The organism is Parabacteroides sp. KHUB-03 (assembly GCF_056640975.1).
The window spans coordinates 1,286,723-1,299,317 of sequence record NZ_CM153257.1 but is presented as its reverse complement, the minus strand read 5'-3'; the positions used below and the strand labels follow the sequence as shown (position 1 = coordinate 1,299,317).

General features: G+C 39.4%; 8 protein-coding genes and 2 tRNA genes. 4 read left to right on the top strand and 6 right to left on the bottom strand.

Annotated elements, in window-relative coordinates; all coding sequences use genetic code 11:
• Positions 1-18: 18 nt before the first annotated feature.
• From ACYIB7_RS05610 to ACYIB7_RS05600, 3 genes are all read right to left on the bottom strand, one after another.
• Positions 19-1,581 (bottom strand): glycerol-3-phosphate dehydrogenase/oxidase, encoded by a 1,563-nt coding sequence (locus ACYIB7_RS05610; protein WP_103983490.1) that lies wholly within the window; start codon positions 1,579-1,581, stop codon positions 19-21.
• A gap of 175 nt (positions 1,582-1,756) precedes the next feature.
• Positions 1,757-4,102, bottom strand: coding sequence for a transglycosylase domain-containing protein (locus ACYIB7_RS05605; RefSeq protein ID WP_480338306.1), 2,346 nt, complete (start codon positions 4,100-4,102; stop codon positions 1,757-1,759).
• A 109-nt stretch (positions 4,103-4,211) separates the two neighbouring features.
• Positions 4,212-5,156, bottom strand: coding sequence for a YeiH family protein (locus ACYIB7_RS05600; RefSeq protein ID WP_480338305.1), 945 nt, complete (start codon positions 5,154-5,156; stop codon positions 4,212-4,214).
• A 308-nt stretch (positions 5,157-5,464) separates the two neighbouring features.
• Here ACYIB7_RS05600 and ACYIB7_RS05595 point away from each other — a divergent pair, with 308 nt between their 5' ends.
• Entirely contained in the window at positions 5,465-6,034 is a 570-nt protein-coding gene (locus ACYIB7_RS05595; protein WP_234999334.1) for a sugar O-acetyltransferase, read from the top strand.
• A 91-nt stretch (positions 6,035-6,125) separates the two neighbouring features.
• Here ACYIB7_RS05595 and ACYIB7_RS05590 read toward each other — a convergent pair whose 3' ends face one another.
• Positions 6,126-7,010: a LysR family transcriptional regulator gene (locus ACYIB7_RS05590; protein WP_103983492.1), complete on the bottom strand. Its 885-nt coding sequence runs from the start codon at positions 7,008-7,010 to the stop codon at positions 6,126-6,128.
• Positions 7,011-7,094: 84 nt separating this feature from the next.
• Here ACYIB7_RS05590 and ACYIB7_RS05585 point away from each other — a divergent pair, with 84 nt between their 5' ends.
• Positions 7,095-10,391, top strand: coding sequence for an AsmA-like C-terminal region-containing protein (locus ACYIB7_RS05585; RefSeq protein ID WP_103983493.1), 3,297 nt, complete (start codon positions 7,095-7,097; stop codon positions 10,389-10,391).
• Positions 10,392-10,399: 8 nt separating this feature from the next.
• Here ACYIB7_RS05585 and rfbB read toward each other — a convergent pair whose 3' ends face one another.
• Positions 10,400-11,548, bottom strand: a complete 1,149-nt coding sequence (gene rfbB / locus ACYIB7_RS05580; protein ID WP_103983494.1) for a dTDP-glucose 4,6-dehydratase — start codon at positions 11,546-11,548, stop codon at positions 10,400-10,402.
• A 25-nt stretch (positions 11,549-11,573) separates the two neighbouring features.
• Positions 11,574-12,131, bottom strand: coding sequence for a dTDP-4-dehydrorhamnose 3,5-epimerase (gene rfbC, locus ACYIB7_RS05575; protein ID WP_103983495.1), 558 nt, complete (start codon positions 12,129-12,131; stop codon positions 11,574-11,576).
• A gap of 217 nt (positions 12,132-12,348) precedes the next feature.
• On the opposite strand from rfbC, the gene ACYIB7_RS05570 reads away from it, so the two are divergent.
• A tRNA-Cys gene (locus ACYIB7_RS05570) sits at positions 12,349-12,420 on the top strand.
• Between the two features lie 31 nt (positions 12,421-12,451).
• Positions 12,452-12,523, top strand: a tRNA-Cys gene (locus tag ACYIB7_RS05565).
• Positions 12,524-12,595: the final 72 nt, after the last annotated feature.

Here is a 12,595-nt window from a genome sequence, read left to right as displayed (position 1 = left end):
TGTTCTGTTTGTCTTTTACTAATTCAGTATATAATTAGAAGCCACTTTATTGAAAGCTTCCAATTGCTTTTCCTGCCAATTTATATCTTTTCCGCGTTCTCTGGCTAAAATGGAAGCTACCTGTGGTGCCATTGCCATAGCAGCACGTGCATCCATAAAAAGGATGCGCAAACGGCGCGCCAACACATCTTCCAGCGTACGTGGCATTTCATTACGAATAAGCCAAACCACTTCTCCCACTGTATAATCATAATCAGGATGCAGCTTCTCTCCCATCTCCGGGGAAGATTGGCTTAATTGTTTTATTTCTTCGGCATCAGAGCCATATACGTAGAGAGGATCGGTAAAATCGGGTGAAGGTTTGGAACCGTGAATGGCAAATGTTTCCGTCTTGCAGTCACGCGTAGGCACGTGCATATACCGGATTGCCAAATCTAATGTATCCTGAGCCATTTTCCGGTAAGTAGTCCATTTCCCGCCGATTATTGTTATCAGGCCCGACTTTTCACGTATCAATTTATGGCTGCGAGATATTTCTTTTGTCTTGGTACCCTCACTACGGGGTGCGGCCAACGGGCGAAGGCCTGCAAAGACAGATAAAACGTCGCTCCGTTTCGGAGCTTTCGTCAAATATTTCCCTGCTGTTTCTAAAATGAATTGTACTTCTTGTTCCAAAGCAACCGGTTCATCTACCGGACAATCCATTAACGTGTCGGTTGTCCCTACCACCACTTTGTTATGCCAGGGGACGGCAAAAAGCACACGACCGTCGGAAGTTTTAGGTATCATTACCGCACAGTCGCTTTCCAGGAAGGAAGAATCCAGAACCAAATGTACGCCCTGGCTGGGACGAACCGTGCGGCGTTTTCCCGGTTCATTCATCTGCAAAATATCATCAGCAAACACACCGGTTGCATTAATTACGCTATGTGCTTTTACATTATATACAGTATCACATTCAAGGTCGCGTACAACAACTCCCGAGACTTTATTGCCTTCTTTCAACAGATCAGTCACCTTCATATAATTAAGTACACACCCCCCGCCGTCTACAGCCGAACGAACCAGGTTCATTGCCAAACGGGAATCATCAAACTGTCCGTCATGATAGATCACTCCGGCTGTCATTCCTTTAGAAACTAATCTGGGAATAGTCTGCAAAGCACGTTTCGGGCCTATACATATGGAACGTCCCAAACTTAGTTTGCCGGCCATAAGGTCATAAAGAATCAGGCCGATCGTATAAAACGGTCCTTCCCACCAATGATAACAAGGAATAAGGAATGTCTGGTCTTTAACCAAATGGGGAGCATTATTACGAAGCAAGCCCCTTTCGCGTAAGGCTTCAAGCACTAAAGATACATCTCCCTGGGCAAGATATCTTACACCGCCATGAACCAATTTGGTACTCCGGCTGGATGTCCCTTTTGTAAAATCGTTCTGTTCAAACAAAGCAACACTATATCCACGCGTAACTGCATCCACAGCTATACCTAATCCGGTAGCGCCACCACCAATAACTACAAAGTCAAATACTTTTTCTTTGTCCGCTAATTGCGATATTACAGATTCCCGCTTCATGTGTCCTCCCTGTTTTTAAGATTAACCTCCCAAATCTAACAATAATTTCCGGAAATAGTTTCATTTACAGGGAGTATTTTAAAAGGTTTTATTAAAGAGATGCCAATGATACCAAAAATTCAAAAAGAAACAGGACCATTTTTATATCTATCTGCCTAGCAACCGAATAATTATTTTATTCAAACATTTTATCAATACCTCCTACGTCTGTCGGTGTATGTTTGGATTCCTCCGAACCGGACGAATTACACGGATTAGAAAATTGTTCAGGTACTTCAAATGAGTCATCCTGCGTATAACCTAATGTTTTGTCTGCATATACTTTCTGCATATATAAACCGTATATAGGCAAAGCCATACTAGCACCTTGTCCTTCTGCCAAACGGTCGAAATGAATGGAACGATCTTCGCCCCCAACCCAACAGCCCGAAACCAAACTTGGTGTGAATCCAAGGAACCAACCATCAGAATTATTTTGTGTTGTACCTGTCTTTCCTCCCATTGGAGCAGTAATACCGTAGCGGAAACGAACACGGCCACCGGTACCTCCATCTATCACACTTCTCAACATATACAACATCTTATAAGAAGCATCTTCAGTCAGCACCTCACTCATTTGAGGGGCAAAATTAGCGATCGTATTACCGTACGGATCTTCTATACGAGTCACATACAACGGTTCCACACGAATTCCTTTATTAGCAAATGCCGTATAAGCACTGACCATTTCTCCTACCGACACATCCGGCGTACCCAGACATACCGAAATTACCGGATCTATATAGTTCTTCAAACCGAACGAATGCAACAAACGGACAAATGTATAAGGAGAAAGCTGACTCATCAGATAAGCCGTTACCCAGTTATCCGAGTTTTGCAAGCCCCATTGAATAGATACCATTTCGCCAATTCGTTTAGCACTGGCATTGCGCGGAATCCATAAACGTCCGTTTTCATCCATCAGTTGTTGTTGCACATGTAACATTTCGTCGCAAGGGCTGAAACCTTCTATCATAGCTAATGAATAAAGGAACGGTTTAATTGTTGATCCTACCTGACGGCGTCCGCCATTTACCATATCATACTGGAAATCATTGTAATCTATTCCGCCCACATAAGCCTTAACCTGACCGGTACGCGGGTCCATAGACATAAAAGCAGAACGAAGAAAGCTCTTGTGATAACGGATTGAATCCCAAGGTGACATAATCGTATCAATAGGACCATTCCAGCTAAACACACGCATTTCAACCGGTTTTTTAAATTCTTTCCGCATCTCTGTCTCGTTCATACCACTTTTCTTCATCGCCCTGTAACGGTCTGTCTGATGCATTGCACGCATCAACATTGTATCGACCTGCCCCGTAGATACATCACGAGAAAACGGGGCATAACTACGCCCCGTTTTTTCTTTAAAGAAGCTGGGTTGTAATGTTTGTCCTACATGTTCACGCACAGCATCCTCCGCATATTGCTGCATACGCGAATCGATTGTTGTATAGATCTTTAATCCGTCGGTATAAATATTATAATGACTGCCGTCAGTCTTCTTATTCTTATTACACCAGCCATATAACGGATTAGTAGCCCATGACAAAGAATCTTCTGCATATTTTTGCATTTGCCATGAAGCATAATCACTCCTGTCCGGTTTTTTAGCAGTCAATGTCAGACGAAGATATTCGCGGAAGTAAGGAGCCAGACCATCCTTATGGTCCATACGGGTAAAATGAACAGTAAGGGGTAATTGTTTTAGAGAGTCGCATTCCGCTTTCGTAATATATCCGGCCTTTACCATCTGTTCTAATACCGTATTCCGACGTCCCAATGTACGTTTATTGTGGCGTACGGGGTTAAAATAAGACGGATTTTTGCACATACCTACCAAAGTGGCAGCTTCCTCTATTTTCAGCGTTTTTGGTGTCTTTCCAAAATAAACGCGTGCCGCAGATTGGATGCCAACTGCATTATACAGAAAGTCAAATTTATTCAGATACATATTTATGATCTCTTCCTTCGTATAATTTTTCTCCAACTGAACAGCAATTACCCATTCAATCGGTTTCTGAAAAAGACGTTCCATAATATTGTCGGCACTCGGAGAAAACAACTGCTTTGCCAATTGTTGTGTAATGGTGCTACCGCCTCCACCACTTTTTTGCATCAACAAACCGCGTTTTACAATAGCGCGGAACAAGCCTTGGGCATCAATACCGCTATGTTCTGTAAAACGTATATCTTCGGTAGCTATCAATGCTCTTACTAAGTCCGGTGAAAGGTCTTCATAGTTCACATATATACGGTTGTCTTTGCTATGTGCATAACTACCTAAAGTTTTTCCGTCGGAAGAGATAATTTGTGAAGCATATTTGTCAATCGGATTCTCCAGTTGCTCAACAGGAGGCATATAACCTATTGAACCGTTCGATATTGCAACAAACACCAATGCAACCGCACCTAGTGCAATTAGATACAGGACCCAGAATGAAATAATTATACGTTTTGTTATTTTCGAAGCCATAAACCTTGGATTAATTGAGAATTGATAATCAGAATACTGTTTGCACAAAATTCATTATTATCAATCCGCTATCATCAATTATTTAGTTCGCAAAGGTAATAAAAAACTATTACAACAACATGATAACGCCGAGACTGATAAGACCAATAAATATCCAGAGTATTACTCCTTGCACCATCGGACGGATACCGACATTCTTAATTACTCTCCGGGATAATCCTGCACCGATCAAGAATAATGTAACCGTCAATCCTTTCTTGGCCAGCCAAACCAAAGCTCCGCTCACTTCCTGGGGAATCGACAAATAAGTATTGGCAATCATTGCCAGAATAAAGAAAAAGATAAACCAAGGGATCGTGATTTTTGCACCTTTTTGTTTAAACAGAAACATGGTAACAATTGTCATCGGAATAATCCATAAAGCACGAGTTAGCTTAACCATCGTAGCTATTTCCAAGGCTTTTTCACCATAAGCAGCACCAGCCCCAACAACAGAGCTGGTATCATGTATTGCAATAGCAGCCCACATACCAAATTGCTCTTGTGTCATTCCCAACAAATGGCCGATTGGAGGAAATATAAACAATGCTATCGCATTTAAGATAAAAATAGTACCAAGCGACATACTCATTTCATTATCATTCGCCTTTATAACCGGAGCAACAGAAGCAATAGCACTACCTCCGCAAATAGCTGTTCCGGCAGAAACCAAGTAAGCCGTTTTTCTGTCCATCATCAAACGTTTACCCAGATACATGCCCAATATCAGAACCGATGCAACAGATACAATCGTAAATACCATACCTTCTTTACCCGTTTGCAATGACTCATGCAGATTCATTCCAAACCCTAAGCCAACAACGGAAAACTGTAATAAATATTTAGATGTTTTCTTACTGAATACCGGAAATGGCTGCCCTGCCGTCATTCCAAAAGCCAATCCCATAAACAAGGCGATTGCAGGAGATATAAACGGCATTAAACATAAAATAAAAAGAAGGATAAAAAGCGGCTTATTATACTTGCCAGGTAGATACTTGAGAGTATTCATCATTTTCTTATTAATTATTACTTTCAATTGTGGCACAAAGGTATTACAAATGAGCACACTCTACCAAATAACAATAATGAATAGAAAATAACCTGAAGTTATAACAATTATTTTTAAGTCTGATTTTCCGGTTTATAAAACAAAGGGATGTATAAATCGCAAAAAGGACAGATGTGTTTTTTAGCAGGTTTACAACAAATTGAAATCAAGCCATTTCTGTTTACCAACTTGAATTCCTAAATTTGCAATCACAAAAGACTTTCGGAAAAATATACGTTAATACAGAATTATAAACTTGATACTTATAAGATATGACAGAAAAAGAAAAGATGTTGGCTGGAGAACCTTATGACTGTGGTGATACAGAATTAATCAACAGATGGCATTTGGCTAAACAGTTACAGAAAGAATATAATAACACTCCGTCCGACAATACGGAAAGACTCTCTGCTTTATTAGATGAACTAATCGGTTCTAGAGGGAGAAACGTATGGATTGCAGCTCCTTTCTTTGTAGATTACGGGGAAAACATACACATAGGGAACAACGTAGAAATAAATATGAACTGCGTATTTTTAGACTGCAACACCATAACTATCGGAGACTTTTCCGGGATTGGTCCAGGAGTGCATATTTACACGGTCTTTCATCCCACCGCACCGCATGAACGAATTGGAGAAAACAGTAGTTTTTGGAAATCACTCACCGCACCCGTCCACATCGGAAAAAACGTTTGGATTGGTGGAGGAAGCATTATTTTGCCAGGTGTAAGCATAGGAGACGGTACGACAATCGGAGCCGGGAGTGTTGTTACAAAATCTATCCCTGCTAATTGTATCGCTGTGGGAAAATCATGCGAGGTTATAAAAAAAATATTATAAAGGCCCGGACACGAAGAACAAAAATGATCAGTATCTTTTTTCCAAATCATCGGGATCATTTTATAAAAAGATCGAGATCATTTCCGACAAACTAGCAATAACGTTCCACGTAACGTATAAAACTTTCCTCCAATCCGCTATTCTGTCCCAAAGGTTCTACAAAAGAAAACATCCGTTCTGCTTTAAAACCATCTATGTCTATTACTTTAAGAGAGCCGGACATTAACTCGCGTGTAACTGCACGAACAGATAAAATACCTAATGCATCAGAATTTTCAAGAAATAATTTGATACTTTCCGTACTTCCTAATTGCATTAATACATTCAGTTGTGAAAGCTTGATTTGATGAGTAGTCAAGGCCGTTTCCAACACTTCTAAAGTACCTGATCCGTTTTCACGCAACACAAGCGGCAACGAACGCAGTTGTTCAAGAGTAAGTTCATCAAAATGAGCAAATTTACTACCCGTATGGGTAACAACAACCAATTCGTCTTTCATAAAAGGACTATAATGCAATGTATTCTGGCGTGTGCTTCCCTCTACCATCCCCAATGTGATTTTACCTTCCCAAAGAGCTTGCTCTATATTGCGGCTATTTCCGTTCAGAAGAGATACACGAATATCAGGAAACTTCTTTATAAAAGAAGATAATATAGGAGGCAATACATATTGCGAGATAGTAGTGCTAGCACCTAAGCGAAGTTCTCCTGAAAAATTATTGGTAAGCAGATTCATTTCAAAATCCAGTTGACGGTAAGCTGATAAAAGAAGATTTGTATGCGACAGCAATAACTCTCCTGCCCTCGTCAATTTGATACGGCTCCCTACACGTTCAAATAACGGCGTCTTATATTGTACTTCCAACTCATGGATATGTTTGCTTATGGCAGGCTGACTTATATACAACTCGCGTGATGCTTTAGTAAAACTCAAATTACATGCTACGCTATGAAAAACTTTAAGGCGAAAATCCATGACTTGTTTCGTTTTAAATAAACTTATTAATACAAAGATATGCGTTTATTTATATACATTTGTAAGGCAAAACAAAGAAAGATTATGGCAAAGAGCAAGAAAAAAATATTTATAGTATCTGCAGTAGTTTTAATTACTCTCTTTTTTATATTACCCACCATCGGATTCGGCGTACTAAAATGGGGGGTTCTCCCTCCCGAAAAACTAACACCTCTGGTAATACAAAAAACAAATGAATTCCTCGACGCACATCTGGAATGCGAAAAAGTAGAACTTACTTATTTTGAGACCTATCCTCATTTGGGCATCCGACTCACCAATGGACGGCTAATTTCTCATCTAGGTGAAGACTCCACTATGCACAAAGAGAGTCTGCATATACCATCGGATTCATTATTAAGTTTCCACAACGCAACCATATCATTGCGTCCGACCGATTATTTATTTGGTGGAAAAATAACAATAGGTGAAGTAATCATAGACAATCCGCGTTTTTACGGATTTGTTAATAAAGCTGGTAGAACAAACTGGGATATATATCATAACGAAAATGATAGCACATCTACAGACAACGACAACAAAAAGTCTTTGCCTCCTATAGATTTACAAAAAGTACGCATATCAAACGGACATTTCACATACGATGACCGACAACAAGACGTATTTACGGAAATAAAAGGATTCTTCCTTAATATAGATGGTTCACTAACCAAAGGAGAAAACACACTGGACATAGAAACAGGAACATCTTCTATTTTATTCCGCAGCCAGGCTTATACACTACAAAATAAACTTGCGTTGAAACTGAAAAGCAGATTACAACTCGGCAACAACTACAATACTATTACACTGAAAAATGCTGAATTATTAATCAACTCTCTTCCTTTTACCGCTGATGGATCAATTATCACAATACCGGATAGCAAACGTATGCGTATCGATATGGATATGGGATTAAAAATCTCTGACATGAACGACCTGCTTAAATTCATACCCGATGCTTATTTCCAAAATAGGGAAAAAATGCAGGCAAAAGGAAGTATTATTCTGGATGGAAATATTCATGGAGAATTTGGAGACAGCATAACTCCCTCAGTCAATTTATGTTGCAAAATAAATGACGGCTCTTATCACATAAGCGGAATAAAACAGGGAATAGACTCTATACAAATGGATCTGGATATTCATTTGAACGGACAATATCCGGATTCCTCTTACATATCTCTGGAAGAATTAACCGTAAAAGGTCAGAACACGTCTTTCAATATGAATGGAAAAGTAACCAATGTGTTCAAAAACCCGGCAATCAATACCCAAATAAAAGGGCAGGTTGATTTTACACATTTGGCAAAAGAATTTCTAAATCCTGACACCTTATTACTTGAGGGAAAACTGGAAGCTGATCTGAAAGCAATATTTACTGTAAACGATATATTAAACAGCCGGTATGGGAAAGTACAAGCCGCCGGTATTTTAAACATTGACCATTTTAAAGCATTCAGCAAACCTTTAGACATGGATATGTATATTGTCGGTACCCGTTTCTTTATAGGTTCGACAAAAAATGAAAGCAAATATCTGAATAAAAAAGGATTGTTGAATGCCACTTTGGCAATCGATACAATGAATATAACATATAAAGACGATATAAATACAAAGATCAGGCAATTAGAAATGCAGGCAAACACGACTCCGGTTATTGATACCACTGCTGTAATACCTTTAGTTGCCGGTATAAAATTCGATCACTTAAGCAGTCGTTTACCTGACTCCGTATGGGTTATTGCAGGACACACATCTTTGCAAGGGGGTATGAAAGCATCTGCAACAAACAAACGGATTCCAACAATAGCTGCAACAATTAATGTCGATACATTAAAATACTTCATGTCACCTATACGAACCGGAGCAATTCTAACTGGCAGTCAATTCAATATTGAAGCTTTACCTTATCGTGAAGCGGCTCAGCAGAGAAGGTTACGGTCTGGCAACTCTCAACAAGTTGTACGTAAACGCACCAAAACCACTTCACAAGCAAAACAAGATTCTCTGGACTATACAAATAAACTATTACGAAAATGGGAAGCACGCGGGAACGTCAGCTTCAAGCAATTACGGGCATTCAGCCACCTTTTTCCTGTTCCGATGCATATGGAACAAACAAGTGTAAAATTCGACACAAATACAGCTACTCTTACAGATGCCCGTCTGCATCTGGGAAAAAGCGATTTGAAATTAAGCGGAGAAATAAATCATATTCGCCAGGCAATGCTCCGTGGTAGAAAATTAACAGGGAATTTCAATCTCACATCAGACTATATAGATTGCAACCAGTTAATGAAAGCTCTGAACAATGGCATGCAATATGCCGAGCAACACCCTGTATCTTCCGAGTTAACAGCACTTAGCAACGGTACTATAACCAATATGAACACACAAGATATACAAGCGACCGTAACCGATGCAGAAACCGATTCAACCGATCAGTTATTCATACTTCCGGCAAATATAGATGTTACACTTCATACCAACGCAAAGCGCATCGATTTCAAAGACCTGGCATTGGAAAATGTACAAGGAGAAGTTATTTTGCGAGATCAAAGCGTTAATTTGAGCAATTTAAATATGCACTCAAACATGGGATGTGGAACACTGACCATGGTATATACAGCAAAAAACAAACAAGGTGCCACCGCAGGCTTTGATCTTGATCTGGAACAAATCCAGGTGGAAAAACTAATAAGTCTCTACCCTGCCATTGACACATTAGTTCCAATGCTCCGCTCGTTTGAAGGCGTTGTGGATTGCCAAGTTACGGCTACCTGCAAAATAGACTCTACAATGTCTGTTATTTTGCCTTCTTTGAATTCGGCCTGTTATTTGCATGGAAAAAACATGGTATTACTAGATGGTGAGACATTTACCGAAATATCAAAAACACTTATGTTTAAGAACAAAAAGCGTAATATGATAGATAGTATTTCCGTAGATCTCGCCATACATGATGATAAAATAGAAGTATTCCCTTTTTTAGTAGAAATGGACCGTTACAAAGTGGCTGTTGGCGGAACACACAATCTGGATATGACATTCGATTATCATATCTCAGTACTAAAATCCCCCGTACCATTCAAGCTGGGTATCGATATCAAAGGAAACCTGGATGATTTCAAATACAAAATCGTAAAATGCAAATATAAAGACTTCTTAAAACCAGCAAAACAAGCAGAACTGGATAGTACAAGAACTAATATACGGCATAATATACGTGAAGCTATACGGAAACAAATAAAAGAGGCTGCACCGGAATTAGCGGGCAGCCTTGTAGCAGAACACGTTTCGACACATATACATGCAAAAGCAGAAGAATTGGCCGAATAGCCGGGAGTTTACTTCAATTCTCTTCCGGCATACATTTGTTCATAATATTTCATATAATCACCACCTGTAATATCTTCTACCCATTTCTGGTTTTCCAAATACCAACGGATTGTCTTTTCGATACCTGCTTCGAAACATGTTTCGGGAATCCAGCCTAATTCTTTGGTAATTTTAGAAGGATCGATAGCATAACGCTGGTCATGTCCTAAACGGTCTTTTACAAATGTTATCAGATCGTCGTTAATCCATTCGACAGAGATTCGGCCATCAGCATCTATTTCTCTCTTTTTTAGTATCTGGCGATACTCCGGCTGATCGGTCATCAATTGACGGATTGTACGAATTGTTAATTTCACAATTTCAATATTTTGCTTTTCATTATGTCCGCCTACATTATAAACTTCTCCTTCACGTCCATTATGAATAACGGCATCAATTGCCTTACAGTGATCTTCCACATATAACCAATCACGAACATTTGTTCCATCACCATACACAGGTAGTTTTTTACCTTCCAGTATATTCTTAATGATAAGAGGTATCAATTTTTCCGGGAAATGATACGGACCATAATTATTAGAACAACGCGTTATGCTTACAGGCATTTTATACGTCTCAAAATAAGCCTTTACAAACAGATCCGCACTAGTCTTTGAAGCACTATAAGGGCTACGCGGATCCAAAGGGGTTGTCTCGTGGAAATAGCCCTCGGTACCCAAACTCCCATATACTTCGTCTGTAGAAACCTGATGGAAACGAACATCTTTACGCCAGGTAGGATAACCTTGATCGTCTCTTCCCGTCACCCATGCCTGACGGGCTGCATCCAGCAAGTTTTGCGTACCAAGTATATTAGTGATAAGGAATAATTGAGGGTTCTCTATACTACGGTCCACATGGCTTTCGGCAGCAAAATTAACTACATAATTAAACTGATATTTGGCAAACAGTTCATCTGCTAATGTCCTGTCACAAATATCACCTTTTACAAACACACAACGATTATTGTCTATATCTGTTGCAATTGTACCCAGATTACCGGCATATGTCAGCGAATCAAGTATTACCACTTTTATATCCTGATACTTTGCCAACATATATTTAATAAAGTTGGCTCCAATAAAACCGGCTGCACCGGTAACCAAATAAGTTTTCATATTTGTATTCCCTTTAGTATATCGTTTAAAATGTAAAGTTTAGTTCGGCATCTTTCAGACAAGGTGCATTTTTATCTTTCTCAGAGAGATTAACACATTCAAGATCTTCAATGCTCCAATCCACATGAATAGCCGGATCATCAAAACGAATCCCCCTTTCATGCGAAGGCATATACTGATTATCAACCTTATATGTAAATATGGCTTCATCACTTAAAACATGAAAACCATGGGCAAATCCCTGAGGAATAAAAAACTGACGTTTATTCTCTCCGGACAACTCAACCGCTACATATTTTCCATATGAAGGAGAACCTGCACGTACATCGACTGCAACATCCAAAACACTTCCTTTTATCACGCGTACCAACTTTGCTTGAGAATAAGGAGCCAACTGATAATGCAACCCTCTTAACACTCCTTTAGTAGAACAAGATTCATTATCCTGTATAAAATTAACCTGCCCGATATGCGACTCAAAATCAGATTGTTTGAACGCTTCCATAAAATATCCCCGCGCATCATTAAACACTTTTGGTTCAATAATCCAAACACCGGGTATTTCTGTTTCAATATATGTCATATTTTTGTTTTTATCTAAACGAGATAGCAAAGTAACTGCATTTTTCCTACTTCTACAATATTACGTTGAAAAGATTACAGTTACCCAATGAAATAGATAGCCAGACCACGTATAAAGGATTTTCGAGAAAGCAACAAAAAGAATAAAACATTTGGTTATTCCAAATATATTCTATTTCTTTGCACTCGCAAAATGAGGATTTTTGCATACATATATCGGTTCCTTGGATGAGTGGCTTAGTCAGTGGTCTGCAAAACCATGTACGGCGGTTCGAATCCGCCAGGAACCTCACAAGACTTTAAAATTTAAACAAAACATCCGGTTCCTTGGATGAGTGGCTTAGTCAGCGGTCTGCAAAACCGTTCACGGCGGTTCGAATCCGCCAGGAACCTCTTCCTCAAAAAAGGATTAGAAAGAAAATTTCTAATCCTTTTTCTTTTTTAATAAAATTGCCTATCTTGTCG